Raw genomic sequence first — 16493 nt, 5'->3', positions numbered from 1 at the left:
ACACCTGAAATACAATAAAGAATCCCGGCCGCGAGAAATCGTGCCCTGGCATCTGCCCCAGCACCTGCATTCGCTCGTGGTGGTCCCCGGTAGACACAATCGGGATTTGCTGGAAATGGGCGGGATCGAGCGGGACGGCAGATTGTGTCGGCCAGCGAGCTACGGACGGTTGGAGCGGATAGCCAAGTCTGGTGATCTCGTCGCAGCAATGCGAATTTCCTGCATGGCACTGAAAAGTGTTTCAAACTCGGCCAGTTCCATTGGGTCATAGCTGAGATAATTCCCAGCGTTCCGCACGAGAACGACGTATAAATCTCCGTCACGCCCTTCCTTAAGGCGGAGCGAAATTGTTACGCCCCCACCACCGATTGTGGTGTCAATTTTTTTGACTACACGACCCTTGAAAACCTGCCTTAAGCCGCGAAATAAATTCCACACCATTGTTTGTCCCGCCAAGGTGATCCGAGACCATTCGTTGGACCGCCGGAAGTTGGATTTTCCGGCCTTGCTCACGGCGGTGGGCTGGGGCACCGCCGGAGTTCTGCAACATGATCGGAGGGTTATGGCCGGCGGCCCCACGCAGCCGATCCTCGTCGTAGTCTCTAAGCCAAGCCTCCATCATTTTTCACCGCGTCGGCAAGCGTCAGAAACCAGTGGGTGTTCAGGCATTCACTCCGGAAGCACCCATTGAAGGGATCGATGAACGCGTTGTCGGTGAGCTTTCCTCGCCGGAAGAAATCGAGCGTGACGCCCCTCGCATAGCCTCCTCGCCTTACGGTGCCGCCGATGTTCACCGTGCGTGGCGGATGGCCATCTGGAGGCCGCGCAGGAAGGCGGTGACGGCGCGGGAGCGCTGGCGCGCCTTGAGGGCGAAGATCTGGATGCTGCCGTTCTCCACGGCCGGGTCGGCAATGGGCACGCCCGCCAGCCGGCCCTGCGCCACCGCGGTGCGGCCGGACAGTTCCGCCAGCAGCGCCACCGCCTGCGTGCGCGCGGCGGTGTTCAGGCGCAGCGCCACGGAATCGCTCTCCACCGCCACCCGCGCGGTGACGCCCTGGCGCCGCATGGCCTCGTCGATCAGTCGCCGCGTCGGCGAGCGGGCGGGCGGCAGGATGAGCCGGCAGCCCTCCAGCGCCTCCAAAGCGATGGCGGGCTGCGCGGCGAGCGGATGATCCGGCGCGACGAAGGCCGTCAGCGGCTGGTCCACGGCGGTGAGCACAGCGAGGTCCGGGTCGGGCGGCGGGTTGTAGCCGATGCCGATTTCCGCCAGCCCTTCGCGCACCAGCCCCTGCACTTGGCGGGTATTGCCGACGCGGACATCGAAGGAGATGTCCGCGTGGCGGGCCTGGAAGCGGGTGATGAGGCCGGGCAGGATGTCCTCCGCCAACGGATCGATGGTGGCGATGCGGATTTCGCCCCGACGCAGCCCCTGCAAGGCGGCGATCTCGTCATGGGCTAAGGCCACGGCGGAGAGGGTGTCCCGCGCATGCCGCAGCAGCACGCGCCCGGCCATGGTGGGGGCGATGCCGCGCGGCAGGCGCGACAGCAGCGGCGCGCCGAACGCCTGCTCCAGGTTCTGGATCTGCCGGCTGAGCGCGGACTGCGCCACATGCAGCCCTTCGGCAGCCTCGCGCATGGAGCCGGCCTCCACCACGGCGACAAAATAGCGGAGCGACGTGAGGTTCATGGGCGGGCGCTCGGGCTGGGAGCTGCTGAAAGGTATCTCACTTCGGCATCATGATCGATATCAGATTGCAATTGTGAGATCGATCCCGCCGCCTGCAGATTGTCCCAGGACATCAGAACGGGAGTTTCAGGCGCATGCGTTGGATGGCTGGCGACCGGATAGCCTGCTCATGATGATCGGGGTCGATGTGGGCGGAACCTTCACGGACCTCGTGGCGGCCGACCCGCTGAGGGGCCTGCGCTTCGTCAAGACGCCCTCGACGCCGGACGATCCCTCGCGCGGCGTGCTGGACGCGCTGAAACTGCTGGCAGACGAACTGGAACTGACGCTGGATACCCTCCTGCCGGGCATCGAGCTGTTCATCCATGGCACCACGGTGGCCACCAACATCCTGGTGGAGCGGCGCGGTGCGCGCCTCGGGCTCATTACCACCCAGGGCTTTCGCGACCTGCTGGAGCTGCGGGAGGGCGCGCGCGACAACCGCTATGCGCTGCGCACCGCCGCGCCCACGCCGGTCATTCCCCGGCCGTTGCGGCTGGAAGTGCGCGAGCGCGTCGCGCCGGACGGCACAGCCGTGCTGCCGCTCGACCCCGAGAGCCTGGACGCAGCCATCGCCACCCTGCGCGCGGCCGGTGTGGACGGGGTCGTCGTTTGCTTCCTCCATGCCCACCGCCGGCCCGCGCACGAGCGGGCGGCGCGCGCGGCCATCGCCGCCACCGGCTGGGAGCCCTTCATCTCGCTGGGCCACGAGATCCTCGGGCGGGAGGGCGAATATGACCGGCTCTCCACGGCGGTGGTGAACGGCTATGTGGGCCCCGGCCTCAAGACCTATCTGAACCGCCTGTTCGGGCGGCTGACCGAGCGCGGCATCACCGTGCCGGTGCAGGTGATGCAGTCCAACGGCGGTGTGCTGCCGGTCGCCGAGGCCGGCACGCGGGCGGTGGGGGCGGTGACCAGCGGCCCGGCGGGCGGCGCCATGGCCGGCGCACTCTACGCCCGCGCCCTTGGCCTGCCGCAACTGGTGACCTATGACACCGGGGGCACCAGCACCGACATTTGCATCATCCAGGACGGTGTCCCGGTGGAGCGCAACCGCGCCGAGCTGGCGGGCCTGCGCATCGCGGCCCCCGCCATCGAGATCAATCCGCTCGGCATCGGCGGCGGCAGCATCGCCCGCATCGATGCCGGGGGCATGCTGGACATCGGCCCCATGAGCGCCGGCGCCGTGCCCGGCCCGGCCTGCTTCGGCAAGGGCGGCACGCGAGCGACGCTGACCGACGCCAATCTTGTGCTCGGCTTCATCTCCGGCGAGACCTTCCTCGGCGGGCGCATGCGACTAGACGTGGCAGCGGCGCGGGCGGTCATCGCACAGGAGATCGCGGCCCCGCTGGGCATCGGCGTGGACGAGGCCGCCTATGCCATCCACGTGCTCGCCACCTCGCGCATCACCGAGGGCATCCGCCTCGCCACCGTGCGGCGCGGCATGGACCCGCGCGATTTCGCGCTGATGTCGTTCGGCGGCGCCGGCGGGCTGCACGCCAATGCGGTCGCGCGCGAGCTGGAGATCCCCACCGCCATCATCCCGGCCATGGCCTCGGTGCTCTCCGCGCTGGGGTTCCTTGCGGCGGACGTGCGGCAGGATCTCCAGCAGACTGTCAACGCGCCCATCCGTGACCTGCACGACGGCCGGCTGGCGCAGGTGTTCGGCGCCCTGGAAGTCGAGGGCCGCGCGGCGCTGGAGACATCTCGCAGTCGTGGCGGCCATGCAGGCGACATCCACGTGCGCCGCTTCGCCGACTGCCGCTACGAGCGGCAGGTGCACACAATCCCGGTGCCGCTGGAGCCGGACGACACCGCGGCCGATCTCGAACGGCGCTTCGTCGCGACCTATGAGGGACTCTACCACCACACCCATCCTGGCGAGCCGGGCATCGTGGAGACCTGCCGCGTCGCGGTGTTCAACACGCTGCCCAAGCTCGCCCTGCCCGTGCTCGACGCGGCACCGGCGGGCGGCGTGGACTGCGCGGCGGCACGCACCGGGGAACGCCGCATCTTCATTGGCGCGGCGGTGATGGCGCCGGTCTATTGGTTCGAACAGATCCGCCGCGGCATGGTCATCGCCGGGCCGGCGCTGATCGATTCCGCGGCCACCTCGGTCCTGGTGCTGCCGGGCAGCACGGCCACCCTCGATGCCACCGGCAGCCTCTGCCTATCCGACGCCGCCGCCCCCGCGGGAGACCGGGCATGCTGAACCCTCTGACACTAGCGGTGGTCCGCCACAAGCTGAAGGCGGTGACGGAGGAGATGGTGGAGACGATGACGCATACGTGCTTCTCGCCCATCCTCAACCAGAACCAGGATTTCTCCGCCGTCCTGCTGTCCTCCGACATCCAGACCGTCTCACAGGCCGAGCGCGTGCCCATCCACATGGGCGCCATGCCGCTGGCGGTGCGGCTGATGGCGGAGGCCTTCGAGGACGACCTCTTCGACGGCGACATCCTGATGGCCAATGACCCGTTCTGGGGCGGCAGCCATCTGCCGGACGTGACGCTGGCCATGCCCTTCTTCCACGGCGGAAAGCTGCGCTTCTGGGTGGCGCTCAGGGCCCACCAGGGCGACATCGGCGGCCTGTCGGCGGGCGGCTACAGCGCCGCCGCCCGCGAGATCTGGCACGAGGGGCTGCGCATCCCGCCGGTGAAGCTGGCGGCGCGCGGCGGCGTGCGCCGCGACGTGCTGCGGATGGTGGCCAGCAATTCCCGCCGGCCGGAGGACCTGGAAGGCGACCTGATGGCGCAGCTCGCGGCCGTAAAGGCCGGCGCGGCGCGGCTGGAAGAGCTGTTCCGGCGCTATGACGCCGAGGAAATCGAGGCCTGCGTCCGCGCGGTGCTGGACGGCGGCGAGGCCATCATGCGGCAAATGCTGCGCGGCTGTCGCCAGGGCCGGTACGAGGGGCGCAGCTGCATGGAATACGAGCCGGCGCCCGGCCACCTGCTTCCCATTCCCGTCATCGTCACCCTGGAGGACGGGCGCGCGGTGGTGGACCTGACCCAATGCCCCGACCAGGTGCCGGCCTTCATCAACAGCCCCTATGCCAACACCCGCGCGGCGGTGATGGTGGCCTTTCTCTATTTCAGCGGCGATGAGCAGGGCCTGAATGACGGCAGCGCCCGCGCCATCGAGATCCGCACCCGGCCCGGCAGCCTCCTGGACCCGGTGCTGCCCGCCCCCGTGGGGGCCTGCACCTCCTCCACCGCCTGCGCGCTCATTGAGGCGGTGCTCCAGGCGCTGGGGGGCGCCGATCCGGATCGTGCCATCGGCGGCTTCGCCCGCCGCTTCCGCTTCGCCTTGGCCGGCTCGGACCGGCAGGGGCGGCCCTTCATCTGGCACTATTTCTTCAACAAGGGCGGCACCGGCGGCAATCGCGATCACGACGGCTGGCCCAACCTCGGCGGCCTGCACAATCCCGGCGGCACGCCCTCGCCCTCCATCGAGCGCACCGAGGCCTCCTATCCGCTGGTGGTGGAGGAATATGCCCTGGCGCCCGACACCGGCGGCGCCGGGCAGCAGCGCGGCGGCCTCGGCGGGCTGATGCGGCTGCGCTATGACGGCACCACGCCGGCGGTGCTCAACGCCTCGGGCGAGGGCGTGCTGGTGCCGCCCTTCGGTACCGGCGGTGGCGCGGACGGGGCAGGCCACGACTACCGTATTGCCCAAGCCGACAGCAGTGAGCACCGTCTGGGCGTGCACGACAGCGGCGTGGTGCTGGAGCCGGGGGCCTGCCTCGTGTGCACCTCGGCGGGTGGCGGCGGCTATGGCTACCCCCGCTCCCGTGATCGTGACGCGGTGCGCCGCGATGTGGCATTCGGTTATGTCAGCGCTGCCGCGGCGCGCGCGGTCTATGGGCTGGAGGACGCGCCAGAACCGCCCGACCGCAGAGATTCGGTGCACCGGACGTCCTGATGTTCAATCCCCGCCATCCCTACCCAGGCCAAGGGATCAACACAGCTCGCAAAAGAGGGGCGCCGCGCCGCGGCGACTGATGCGGCGCCGCAGCCTTTTATCTGACGTTTCGGGCCATCAGGCGTTCGGCGCGGCAGCCCCTTCGGGATAGGTCTTCCGCACGTATTCGGGGGTGAGTTTTTCCTGGTGCAGATCCTCGGCGATCCGCGCCACATCGCGGGCGGCCGGCTCGCCGTAGCCGCCGGCCCCCGCCATCTCGAAGCGCAGGACGTCGCCGCTCTTGAACCGGCGGGTGAATTTGGACGGCAGCGGCTGGGCATCCGGGCCGGGGTTCAAGATGGACTTGGCGCCCGCGCCCGGTCCCCCTCCGAACAGGCCCCAGGGCTGGGAGGTGAAGCGGTCGGAGCGCACCTGCACCTGCACATCGTCCACCAGCAGCCGATACTGCCGCACCATGCCCAGAGCGCCGCGATACTGGCCGGCACCACCGGTGTCGGGGAGGAAGGCATATTCCTCGATGCGCAGGGGATGCTCGGCCTCGATCAGCTCCACCGGCACATTGGCGAGGTTGCCGATGCAGTAGGGTCCGGCATCCTGGCCATCGCTGTCCGGACCGCCACCGAGGCCGGTGTTGTTGTGGAACTCCAGATGCAGGAAACGGCGGCCCGCCGCATCGTTGCCCGAGGCTGCGATGGCGAATTCCGAGCCGCCGGCGCAGGCCGGCAGGCGGCCCGGCAGCAAGGTGGCGAGCGCGCCCAGCACGATGGAGCGCAGGCGGAAGCCCACTTGGCCGCGTGAGCCCACCGCCGCGGGATAGCGCACGTCCACGAAGGTGCCCGGCCGGGTCTTGACCGTGATGGCGCGGTAGAGACCGGCATTGTTGGGAATGGACGCACCGAGCACGGTGCGGATGGCGGCATAGACGCAGGAGACGGTGAAGGCGCGGTTGCAATGGACGGCGCCGCCCTTGTCGTCGTCGGTGCCGGTGAGGTCGGCCTCGATCTCGCTGCCAGTCTTGGTGAGCTTCAGGTGGATGCGGATCGGGCCGTTGCCGACGCCGTCGTCATCATTCCACTCCACGAACTCCACGGAACCGTTCGGCAGCGCCGCAAGATCGGCGCGGGTAAGCGTCTCGGCATAGTCGATGAGGTCGTCCAGATAGGCATCGAGGACATCCGGATCCCAGGTGGCGGCGAGCTTTTCCACTTCGGCCGCGGCCTGGTCGAGGGCGGCGAGCTGCGCCCGCACGTCGCCCATCACCCGGTCCGGCACGCGGGTGTTGAACTCGATGATGCGCATGAGCGTCTCGTTGGGCTTGCCCGCTTCGACGATCTTCAGCGGGGGAATGCGCAGTCCCTCCTCGAAGATCTCCATGCTGTCGGCGGCGTTGCCGCCGGGCACCCGGCCACCGAGGTCCGAATGGTGCAGGATCAGGCTCACGAAGGCGATGCGCCGGCCCTTCACATAGACCGGCTTGAAGGTGAAGATGTCGTTGAGGTGGCTGCATCCCGAATAGGGATCGTTGCTGGCCAGCACGTCGCCTTCGCGCACATCCTCGCCGAAATGGGCGAGGCAGGCGTCCAACGCCGGCATCACCACGCCCAGGTGCACCGGCACGGCGAGCCCCTGCGCCACCAGCCGGCCCCGGCCGTCGCAGATGGCGGCGGAGAAATCCATGCTGTTCTTGACGTTGGAGGTGCGCGCCGTACGCGTGACCATGACCAGCGCGTTGTCGGCGGTGGTGATGAGGGCGTTCTTCAAGAGTTCGCGGCGGACGGGATCGATGATCGTCATGTCAGGCTCCCTCACGCTGCGCTGCGTGTGACGAGGACGTTGTTCCAGCTGTCGAGGGCTGCGCTCCAGCCGGGCAGGACGACGATGGTGGTGTCGTATTCCTCGACGATCAGCGGCCCGGACATGGCGCCGGCGGCCAGTGCCGCACGCGGTACCACGGGTGTATCGAACCAGCCCTCCGGGCCGAAATAGGCGCGACGCACATGGGCGGTGGCCGTCTTCTCGGCGCTGCGCCGGGCCTGGTCGGGCATGCGCGGATGCTCGGGCACGCCACGGCACACCAATTTGAGCGAGACGAACTGGATCGGCTCGTGCGGCGAAGCATAGCCGAACACGCCGGCATGCTCGGTATGGAAGGCGGCCGCCAGCTTCTCCAAAGCGTCGGCGCCATCCGGCACCGGCAGGGTCAAGGGCGTCGTCTGGCCCATGTAGCGCAGATCCGCGAACAGGCTGACGCTCTGCCGTTCCGGCATGGCGAAGCCTTCGGCGCGGAGCATCTCCAGGCCACGGGCGCGCAAGGGCGCAAAGGCCTCCTCCAGGCGCGTCAGGTCCGTCTCGTCCAGGCGGCGATAGAAGGCCTGGACCAACTGGTGCTCCACGTCGGCAAACAACATGCCCAGCGCGCTGAACAGCCCGGCCACAGGCGGCACCACGATGTGGGTCATGCCCGCCGCCTGGGCCAGCGAGCAGGCATGCACAGGCCCGTTGCCGCCGATGGCCAACATGGCGTATTGCGCCGGATCGCGGCCCTTCTCGGAGGAGACGCCGCGCAGGGCGCGCAACATGGTCGCGTCGGCAATGGCGTGGATGCCGTAGGCGGTCTCAATGGCCGGAAGGCCGACCCTCTCGCCCAGCGCGGCGATGGCGGCGCGGGCACCGTCCATGTCCAGCTTCAGCTCGCCGCTGACCAAGGCATGCGGGTTGAGATAGCCCAGCACCAGATTGGCGTCGGTCACGGTGGGGCTGGTGCCACCGCGCCCGTAGGCGACCGGGCCGGGCTCGGCCCCGGCGCTGCGCGGGCCGACCAGCAGGCCGCCGGCCGCATCGCTGGCGGCGATCGAGCCGCCGCCGGCGCCCACCTCGGCGATGTCGATGGTGGGCACTTGCACCGGATAGCCGGCGCCCTTGATCATGCGCGTGCCCAGCGCCGCGCCACCGCCCACTTCGGTCTCCGGGCACAGCGAGAAGGCGTGCTTTTCGATGACGGTGGCCTTGGCGGTGGTGCCGCCCATGTCGAACACCAGCATGTCGCCGATGCCGATCTTCACCCCCAGGCGCTGGCCGCCCAGCACGCCGGCGGCCGGTCCGCTCTCGATGATGTCGATGGGCTGGCGGGCCACCACGTCGCCGGGCGAGATGCCGCCCGAGGACTGCATGATCATCAACGGGGCCCGGATGCCGAGGCGATCGAGCCGGGCCTTGAGGGCCGAGACATAACGCTCCACCACCGGGCGTATGTAGGAGTTCACCACCGTGGTGGAGGTGCGCTCATATTCGCCCAGCTGCGGCAGCAGGTCGATCGAGGCGGTCACCGGAACACCCGGCAGAAATTGGCGCAGCATCTCGGCGGCGCGGCGCTCATGCGCGGCATTGGCGTAGGAATTGATGAAGGTCACCGAGATTGCCTCGACACCTTCCGCCGCGAACACCTTGGCGGCCGCGGTCATCGCGACCTCGTCGAGAGCGGTGATGACGCTGCCGTCGGCGGCGATGCGCTCGTCCACCTCCAGGCGCAGGTGGCGATCCACCAGCGGGGCGGGCTTCTTGTAGGTCATGTCATAGAGCTTGGGTGTGCGGAAGCGGCCGATCTCCAGCACGTCGCGGAAGCCGCGCGTGGTGAGGAGGCCGACCTTGGCGCCCTTGCGCTCGATGATGGTGTTGGTGGCCACCGTGGTGGCGTGGACGAACTCGCGGATCTGCGACGCGGCGATGTTCAGCTCGGCCAGCAGCGCCGAGACGCCGGTCTCGATGCCCTCGCTATAATCGAGAGGGGTGGACAGCACCTTCTTGCTGAAGATGGAGCCATCGGCGCTCATCAGCACCACGTCGGTGAAGGTACCGCCGATATCGACGCCGAGACGATAGGACGGGTCTGCCGCTGCGCGTGTCATACAAGTCTCTGATGCTGGTTGGGGGATGGCGCGTCAGCGCAGGCGCGCGGCCCGTGGAATGCGCCAGATGTGCACGATCTGCCCGGCTCGCAGGGCATGAATCTCGTCATGGAGATGGACGGTGGTGTCGGCATAGCCGACCACCACCCGGATGCGGTCGCCGACGCGCGGTTCCTCGCTCGGCCCCTGCAATTCGATCTTGCCGTGCTCGGCGGAAAACCCTACCGAGGCGACCGGCGGCAAATCCAGCGGAAGCGGCATGCCGGCATCCGTGCTCATGGCCTTCTTGCCGGCATCGCAGATCACCCGCTGCGGCGTCGGCCGGCTGGTGACGGTGGAGAGCACGGTCAGCCCGTAGTCCAACGGCACATTGTAGATGGTGCGGTAGCGCACATCACCGAAGATGCCGCCGCCAGCCTGGATCTCGGTTACGCCGGGAATGCCGGCGGAGGTTTCGAACGTACCGGTGCCGCCGCAGCTGACGATGGCAATGGGAAAGCCCGCCGCGCGGCACAGGTCGGCGCTGCGCACCAGATCGCCCACCGCCTGCGCGATGGCGGCGCGCTTCTCGGCGGGGTCGCGAATGCGGGTGGTGTGACCCTCCCAGGTCATCACGCCGGCCAGCTCCAATCCGGGATGGGACGCGATGATGCGCGCCAGTTCAACCACCGGCGCGCAGGGCAGCACCCCGGCGCGCCGCGTGCCCGTATCCACTTCGATGAGCACGCGCAGCCGCATGCCGGCGGTCTGTGCGGCAGCGGCCAAGGCGGCCACATTGTCCGGGCCGTCCACCGCCACGGCCACATCCACCTGCTGGCGCAGGGCCATCAGCCGGGCGATCTTGAGCGGGCCGGCGATCTGGTTGGCGATGAGGATGTCGGTGATACCCGCCTCCGCCATCGCCTCGGCCTCCGACAGCTTCGCGCAGGTGATGCCGATGGCGCCGGCGGCGATCTGTAGCCGGGCGATGTCGGGCGACTTGTGCGACTTGCAATGGGGCCGCCAGCCGACGCCGGCCTGCCGGCAACGCGCGATGATGCGCGCCATGTTGGCTTCCATCACGTCGACGTCCACCAGCAGGGCCGGCGTATCGATCCCGTCGAGCGGGGCGAGAGCGTGCGGCGTCATGCGGCGCGCCCGTTCTGGCGGCACCTGAGGAACAATGCGATGAGATCACGCGCCGTCGGCGCCTCGTCCAGCCGCATCACCTGTTCTTGAAGCGCAGTCGCGTCATCCGGTACCGTACCGAAGCCGTGCTCCAGGCAGGCGCGGAATTTTGCGAACACTTCCTCTTCGCTCATCGGCTCGTCGGGGGCGCCCTTCATGGTCCAGCGGGTGCGCTCCAGGGTGCGGCCATCCTTCAGATGCAGCCGCACGCGGGCCGGGGGGACGGCGGTGGGCTCCATGTCGGCGGCGGCGATGGTCTCGAATAGCGAGCCGAAGGCCACATCCGGTGCGCGGATGCGACCGGGCGTGAAAGTGGGGATGGTCACCTTGCCGTCGGTAAGTGCGGCGGCGAAGGCATAGGCCGCATTGAACTGGGCGTGGACCACCGGATTGTGGTGGCCCTGGTCGAACGGCGAACCGACGATCTGGCGGTTTACCTCGCTGAGCTCGATGGTGCCTGAAGCGATGTGGGCGCCGGTGATGCCTTCCGCGCGGTAATCGAGCGCGATCTGGATGACCGTGTGGACGCAGCGGCAGCACGGATAGGGCTTCATGCTGAGTTCGCGTACGCGCCAGATTTCACCGATCCCGTCGGAGAGGATCTCGGGCCGCACCTCGCCGCGCTCGTAAAGCTCGAACAGGCCCGCCTTGCCCTCCAGGAAGCGCCAGGGGCCGGTGACGCCGTGCCGGGCCATCTGCGCCGCCAGCACGCCGGACCGGGCGGCGAAGCCCGGCCCGATGCGCTTGGCGAGCGCGCCGTCGGCAATGAACTGGGTCGTGCCGCTCAACTGCACGAAGGCCAGCGCCATGGCGTGCAGGGTCTTCTCGGCGTCGAGCTTGTACAGCTTGGCGACGGCGGCGGCGGCGGAGATGGTGCCCAGGGCCGTGGTGGGATGCCAGCCCTTGCCCAGCGAATTGTAGCAGGCCAGGCCCAGCCGGCAGAACACCTCGACACCCACCGCGATCGCGGCGAGGGCGTCCTTCCCGCTGATCTTCCGCTCAGCTTCCAACGCGGCCAGAACCGCCGGCAGCACCACACAGAACACGTGGACGCGGGCCGGGTCGTGCTGGTCGTCGAAATCCAGGCTGTGCGCGGCCGCACCATTGGCCAGCGCCGCGGTGACCGGATTGGCCATGCGCCCGCTCAGCAGCAGCGTGGACGTGCCATTCGCTTCCCATTCGGTCAGCGCCGCCTGCAACTCCGCCATGCCGGGAGCCTTGGCGGCACCGCCGATCACGCCCAGCGTATCCAGGGTGAACAGCTTGGTGAGCTGCACCACGTCCGGCGGCAGGTCCTCGAAGCTAAGGCGCGCGAGATCGGCAGCGAGGCGTCTGCCGATGTCCGGTGTGCCGGGGGTGTGCATGCTCATGGTATCGCTCAGGCCTTGATGTCGTGGCGAAGCAGGTCCGAGATCTCGCGGCGCAGCTCCAGGAATTCCGGGGCGAGCTTCATGTCTTCCCTGCGGGGACGCTCGAAGGGAACGGTGATCTCCTTCAGCACATGCGCCGGGCGCTTGCTGAAAACGAGGATGCGGTCGGCGAGATAGAGCGCCTCCTCGATTCCATGGGTGACGAACAGCACCATCTTGCGCTCGGCTTCCCAGATGCGGACCAGTTCATCCTGGAGGATGTCGCGGGTCTGGACGTCGAGGGCGCCGAACGGCTCGTCCATGAGCAGCAAGGAGGGCTGGATGCAGAAGGCGCGGGCGATGCCCACCCGCTGCTGCATGCCGCCGGACAATTGATGGGGCCATTTGTCGGCGGCGCCGTCGAGACCGACCATGTGCAGATAATGCATGGCGCGGCGTGTGCGCTCGGCCTTGGAAACGCCCATCACCTCCAGCCCGAAGGCCACGTTCTCCAGCGCCGTGCGCCAGGGAAACAGATCCGATCCCTGGAACACCATGCCGCGTCCGCTGCCGGTCCTGCCGGTGATGTCCTTGCCGTCCAGCACGACACGGCCGGAATCGGCGCTGACCAGGCCGTTGATGATCTGCAGCAGGGTGGACTTGCCGCAGCCCGAGGGGCCGAGGAGGGCGACGAACTCGCCCTCCTGGACCTCCAGCGACTGCTCCACCAGCACCGGCAAGCCGGCGAACGACTTCGAGATGTTCGAGACCGTGAGATGTGCCATGTCAGGCGAGCTCTTTGATCGCCTGTTCGAGATAGGTGCGGTCGATCAGCTTGTTGAGGTCCACCGTGCCGTTCAGCGCACCGGCCGCCTTGTAGACCGGGATCACCTTGGCGACGTCGTCGGGGGTCAGCGTCTCCATCTTCGGCGGGAAGGCCTTGATGTCCTCGGTGAGCGTCTTCCAGATCGGCTTGAGGAAATCGTCACCTGCCGCCTTCAGCTCCTTCGAGGAGGCGTACTGGCCGACCTGCGCCTTGTACCAGGCATAGTCCGCATCGGTGCTGCGGAAGGAGGTCAGGACGGCCTTCAGCAGCGCCACGGCGGCGAGCTTGTTCTCATCCTTCTGGAGCCAGGCGCCGGTGGTCATAATGACCGCGCTGAACCAGTTGGGATATTCCTGCCACGGGCGCACCAGGATCTGGTAGTTGCCCCGCTCCTTCAGTTGCGCGGCCTGCTCGATATGCATGGGCACCGCATCGACGCGACCGGCGAGCAACGCGCGGGCGCGGTCGCCGGAACTGCCCATCTCGATGAAATTGACCTTCTTGGGATCGATGTTGCGCTTCTGCAGGACGCCGATCAGCATCACGTACATGAAGTCGCCGATGGAATTGACGGCGATGGTGCCGCCGTTGGTGGCGATTTCTTCCAGGCTCTTGGTCTTGTCGGCATTGACCACGATCACCTGGGAGGTGTTGCTGTAGGACAGGCCGATGATCTTGAGGTCCGCGCCGGCCTCCGCGGCGGCGAGGGTAGACGCCACGTCGGCGTCGCCGATGTCCGCGGAGCCGGCGATCACCTCCTGGGCGATCTGCGGGATCTTGGCGGTGGGGCGCACCTCGGCGTCAGCGAAGCCGCTGATCTTGCCGAGCTGCATGCGCAGCGCCGCCTGCATGGGCACGTTCACAGCGGCGGCGGAGGCCAAGGTGTTGACCTTGAGCACGCGGGGTGCAGCCGCAAAAGCCCGGGACACCGGGCCGAGGGTCAGGATGCCACCAAGGGCGGCGCCGGCGGAAAGGCTGGTGCGCAAGAGGTCACGTCGGCTGAGCATATCGAACATGGAAGGTCCCCTTTTTATTGGAAGGCGTCGTCAGCCGCCGGTCTGGCTCCGGTACCAGGGCGCCGAGCGGTGCCCGATCCAGCGCAGCACGCCGGTGGCGCTGATGGAGATGAGCATCAGCATCACGATCAGCGCGAACAAGGGCGCAGTGGACAGATCGAGGCCCGCATCGTTCAGCAGCCCGCCGAAGCCGGCGGAGATGAACATTTCCGCAGTGACCATGGCGCGCAACGCGTGGACCAGGCCAATACGGGCGGCGATCAGCACATAGGGATAGAGGGCCGGCAGGATGACCATCCGGAACCGCTGGAAGCCGGATGCATCGAAGGCGCGGGCCACGTCCAGCAGGCGGGGCGACACGCCGCGCGCGGCCTCCGTCATGGTCAGCACCACGTACCAGACCGTGGCGACGAACACGATGGACGTGCAGAATAGGACGCCCCGTCCCATGAGGATGATGAACAGCGGCACGATGGCCGCCGCCGAAACCACGATGAACAACGAGGCCCAAGGCTTCACGATGGCCAGCACGAGGTTCGAGCGGCCCATGGCGATGCCGAGCGGGATGCCCACGAGCAGTGCCGCCGCATAGCCGATCAGCATCTGCCACAGCATGGACCACAGCGCCGGCCAGAAGGCCCCCTCGCGCAAGGTGGCGACCAGGCTGACGGCGGCCTGCACCGGGGTTGCCACCAAGGCCTCGCCGAGCCGCATGCCGGCGACCTGCCACAGGGCGAGAACAATGAGAATGCCGAGCGCGTTGACCGCCAGCGAGCGAGTACTCATCGCCGGCCCTCCGGCCGCCAGATGCAGACGCGACGCTCAGCCAGCAGCAGCAGTTCTTGCAACGCCAAGCCCAGCAGGCAGAGTACCGCAAGTATACCCAGCACTGCGGCGCTATCGAGCCGCACGGCGGACTGCTTCATGATCGCCCCGAGATTGACGGCGGCGAGAAACAGTTCGGCGGTAATCATGGCGTTGACCGCGCGCACCACGCCGATGCGCAGCGCCGTAAACAGGAAGGGCAGGCTTTCGGGCAGCAGCACCATGCGCACCTGCTGCCAGGGAGAGGCGCCGAAGGCCCGGCCCACGGCGAGAAGCCGGGGGTCGGCGTTGCGGGCGCCAGTGCTCACCACGATGATCATGTCGAACACGCACATGATAACCACGAGCACCACGCGGGCCTCGAAATAGAGGCCGCACCAGATCATGATGAACGGGGCCCAGGCGACGCTCGGCACCGCATAGATCAGGTTCACCACCGGATCGAGCAGGTCGTTGACGAAGCGCATCCGGCCCATGAGCAGGCCCACGGGCAGCGCAATGGCACAGGCGATGACATAGCCCAGCGCCATGTGCTGCAAAGAGCCGCCGAGCGCGCGGGGCAGCTCCATGGAGAGCGTCATCTGCCACAGCCGGGCCAGCACTTTCAGCGGCGAGGCGAGGACAAAGCTGGAATATCCTTGCGCAACCAGTTGCCACACAAGCAGGCCGGCCACCAGGGACGCCAGATACACGATGCTGAGGGAGCGCTGCCCCAGGCGCGCCGGCAGCTTGCGCGGCGCGGGCGGCTGGGAGGGGACGGCGACGTCGCTCATGGGTGCATCGGCCTCCAGCTCTCGGGGCGCGGTGCCGCTGGCAATATGCGGCTGAAAGTGATCCTATATGCGTATCTGACTACGTGTCTAGTTGGCTATGCAGCTTTTCGGGGGGCATTTTTGTCTCAAGCCGATTTCATTCCGCTCTACGTGCGGATTCAGCGCTTCCTCCGCGAGGAAATCGAGTCCGGCCGGTTGGCGGAAGGCGATCGCACACCGTCCGAACCCGAACTGGCCGCGCGCTTCGACACCACGCGCGCCACCGTGGCGCGGGCGTTCCAGCAATTGGTATTTGAGGGCGTCATCGTGCGCCGGCCGGGCAGTGGCACGTTCGTCGCCGCGCGCCCGATCAGCGCGCCCATCGATCTCACGCGGGTCCGATCCTTCGAGGAGCAGCTCTCCGCCAAGGGCGCCAGCATCGATTACGAGATGATCGGCTTTTCCCATCGTGCCGCAACGGAGGGGGAGGTCGAGACGCTGCATCTCTCCGCCAAGGCCAAGGTCTATGCGCTGGACCGGCTGCGCCTCGTGGGCGGGCGGCGCATGAGCTTGGAATGCCGCATCATTCCCGATGAACTGGGCCGGCGCATGACGCTGGACATGCTGCGTACCAAGTCGATCCATCGCATCCTGGACGAAGACTTCGGCCTGCGGGTGCACCGGGTGGAAGGCAAGATACGTGCGGATCTCGCCAAGCCGCAGATCGCGGAGAAACTGAACGTGAAGCGTGGCAGCGCCTTGCTGATCCGCGACTACGTCCTTTTCAGTGCCGATCGGCGGCCGCTGATCACGGGAGAGTCCTTCTACCGGAATGACTTTCAGATCGACTATGTGGTTCAGCAGCAGCCCAATGGCTCTTGACGGCGCGGCATTCCTGGTGAGCCAAGCCAATGCCGGATGCCACAAGGAAAACAACTGCGCGCCTGTGATGCGGGCAATTACCGCGGCAGCTGTTTGGTCCAATTGCGCGTAGCGGCTTCAATCG

At 67.7% G+C, this 16493-nt stretch carries 13 protein-coding genes and 1 pseudogene; 3 read left to right on the top strand and 11 right to left on the bottom strand.

Translation table 11 applies throughout. The features are described from left to right. Positions 1–159: 159 nt before the first annotated feature. The 3 genes and pseudogenes from V5F74_RS19770 to V5F74_RS19760 form a co-directional block, all read right to left on the bottom strand. Positions 160–513: a hypothetical protein gene (locus tag V5F74_RS19770; protein ID WP_394009768.1), complete on the bottom strand. Its 354-nt coding sequence runs from the start codon at positions 511–513 to the stop codon at positions 160–162. Then, positions 510–761: pseudogene (locus tag V5F74_RS19765) on the bottom strand (integrase core domain-containing protein); the annotation flags it as partial. The gene V5F74_RS19770 and the pseudogene V5F74_RS19765, both read right to left, overlap by 4 nt. Before the next feature lie 29 nt (positions 762–790). Then, positions 791–1687 carry a LysR family transcriptional regulator gene (locus V5F74_RS19760; protein WP_394009767.1) on the bottom strand — a complete coding sequence of 299 codons (897 nt, stop codon included), beginning with the start codon at positions 1685–1687 and terminating at the stop codon, positions 791–793. Between the two features lie 169 nt (positions 1688–1856). Here V5F74_RS19760 and V5F74_RS19755 point away from each other — a divergent pair, with 169 nt between their 5' ends. Further along, the gene (locus tag V5F74_RS19755; RefSeq protein ID WP_394009766.1) at positions 1857–3938 is read left to right on the top strand and encodes a hydantoinase/oxoprolinase family protein; all 2082 of its coding nucleotides are present in this window, start codon (positions 1857–1859) and stop codon (positions 3936–3938) included. Beyond that, on the top strand, positions 3932–5647 hold the full coding sequence (locus V5F74_RS19750; protein ID WP_394009765.1) for a hydantoinase B/oxoprolinase family protein: 1716 nt from the start codon (positions 3932–3934) through the stop codon (positions 5645–5647). The genes V5F74_RS19755 and V5F74_RS19750 overlap by 7 nt, the downstream gene beginning before the upstream one ends. Before the next feature lie 117 nt (positions 5648–5764). On the opposite strand, the gene V5F74_RS19745 is transcribed toward V5F74_RS19750, so the two are convergent. Genes V5F74_RS19745 through V5F74_RS19710 form a run of 8 tightly spaced genes read right to left on the bottom strand, consistent with a single transcriptional unit; the run spans position 5765 to position 15508 of the window. Beyond that, complete coding sequence (locus tag V5F74_RS19745; protein ID WP_394009764.1) at positions 5765–7441, bottom strand: hydantoinase B/oxoprolinase family protein; 1677 nt, start codon at positions 7439–7441, stop codon at positions 5765–5767. 11 nt (positions 7442–7452) lie between these two features. Continuing rightward, a complete protein-coding gene (locus V5F74_RS19740) occupies positions 7453–9552 on the bottom strand; it encodes a hydantoinase/oxoprolinase family protein (RefSeq protein WP_394009763.1) in 2100 nt (699 codons plus the stop codon). Between the two features lie 33 nt (positions 9553–9585). Continuing rightward, positions 9586–10680: a DSD1 family PLP-dependent enzyme gene (locus V5F74_RS19735; protein ID WP_394009762.1), complete on the bottom strand. Its 1095-nt coding sequence runs from the start codon at positions 10678–10680 to the stop codon at positions 9586–9588. Continuing rightward, positions 10677–12089 (bottom strand): MmgE/PrpD family protein, encoded by a 1413-nt coding sequence (locus tag V5F74_RS19730; RefSeq protein ID WP_394009761.1) that lies wholly within the window; start codon positions 12087–12089, stop codon positions 10677–10679. Before V5F74_RS19730 ends, V5F74_RS19735 begins: the two co-directional genes overlap by 4 nt. An 8-nt stretch (positions 12090–12097) precedes the next feature. Further along, on the bottom strand, positions 12098–12853 hold the full coding sequence (locus V5F74_RS19725) for an ABC transporter ATP-binding protein (protein ID WP_394009760.1): 756 nt from the start codon (positions 12851–12853) through the stop codon (positions 12098–12100). A gap of 1 nt (position 12854) precedes the next feature. Further along, a complete protein-coding gene (locus V5F74_RS19720; protein WP_394009759.1) occupies positions 12855–13910 on the bottom strand; it encodes an ABC transporter substrate-binding protein in 1056 nt (351 codons plus the stop codon). 30 nt (positions 13911–13940) lie between these two features. Next, complete coding sequence (locus V5F74_RS19715) at positions 13941–14696, bottom strand: ABC transporter permease (RefSeq protein WP_394009758.1); 756 nt, start codon at positions 14694–14696, stop codon at positions 13941–13943. Further along, the gene (locus tag V5F74_RS19710) at positions 14693–15508 is read right to left on the bottom strand and encodes an ABC transporter permease (protein WP_374250008.1); all 816 of its coding nucleotides are present in this window, start codon (positions 15506–15508) and stop codon (positions 14693–14695) included. The genes V5F74_RS19715 and V5F74_RS19710 overlap by 4 nt, the downstream gene beginning before the upstream one ends. Positions 15509–15628: 120 nt before the next feature. Between V5F74_RS19710 and V5F74_RS19705 the strand changes: the two genes are divergently transcribed. Continuing rightward, positions 15629–16369: a GntR family transcriptional regulator gene (locus V5F74_RS19705; RefSeq protein WP_029556553.1), complete on the top strand. Its 741-nt coding sequence runs from the start codon at positions 15629–15631 to the stop codon at positions 16367–16369. Positions 16370–16493: the final 124 nt, after the last annotated feature.

Source organism: Xanthobacter aminoxidans, from assembly GCF_043193615.1.
Lineage (GTDB): Bacteria > Pseudomonadota > Alphaproteobacteria > Rhizobiales > Xanthobacteraceae > Xanthobacter > Xanthobacter aminoxidans.
Note: the sequence above shows the minus strand (reverse complement) of the source record. Positions and strands in the feature narration are given on the sequence as shown.

What these genes read in the sequence shown, in the direction of transcription:
- V5F74_RS19760 (WP_394009767.1), bottom strand. Translation starts at nt 1,687, where the DNA reads ATGAACCTCACGTCGCTCCGCTATTTTGTCGCCGTGGTGGAGGCCGGC.
- V5F74_RS19755 (WP_394009766.1), top strand. Translation starts at nt 1,857, where the DNA reads ATGATGATCGGGGTCGATGTGGGCGGAACCTTCACGGACCTCGTGGCG.
- V5F74_RS19750 (WP_394009765.1), top strand. Translation starts at nt 3,932, where the DNA reads ATGCTGAACCCTCTGACACTAGCGGTGGTCCGCCACAAGCTGAAGGCG.
- V5F74_RS19745 (WP_394009764.1), bottom strand. Translation starts at nt 7,441, where the DNA reads ATGACGATCATCGATCCCGTCCGCCGCGAACTCTTGAAGAACGCCCTC.
- V5F74_RS19740 (WP_394009763.1), bottom strand. Translation starts at nt 9,552, where the DNA reads ATGACACGCGCAGCGGCAGACCCGTCCTATCGTCTCGGCGTCGATATC.
- V5F74_RS19735 (WP_394009762.1), bottom strand. Translation starts at nt 10,680, where the DNA reads ATGACGCCGCACGCTCTCGCCCCGCTCGACGGGATCGATACGCCGGCC.
- V5F74_RS19730 (WP_394009761.1), bottom strand. Translation starts at nt 12,089, where the DNA reads ATGAGCATGCACACCCCCGGCACACCGGACATCGGCAGACGCCTCGCT.
- V5F74_RS19725 (WP_394009760.1), bottom strand. Translation starts at nt 12,853, where the DNA reads ATGGCACATCTCACGGTCTCGAACATCTCGAAGTCGTTCGCCGGCTTG.
- V5F74_RS19720 (WP_394009759.1), bottom strand. Translation starts at nt 13,910, where the DNA reads ATGTTCGATATGCTCAGCCGACGTGACCTCTTGCGCACCAGCCTTTCC.
- V5F74_RS19715 (WP_394009758.1), bottom strand. Translation starts at nt 14,696, where the DNA reads ATGAGTACTCGCTCGCTGGCGGTCAACGCGCTCGGCATTCTCATTGTT.
- V5F74_RS19710 (WP_374250008.1), bottom strand. Translation starts at nt 15,508, where the DNA reads ATGAGCGACGTCGCCGTCCCCTCCCAGCCGCCCGCGCCGCGCAAGCTG.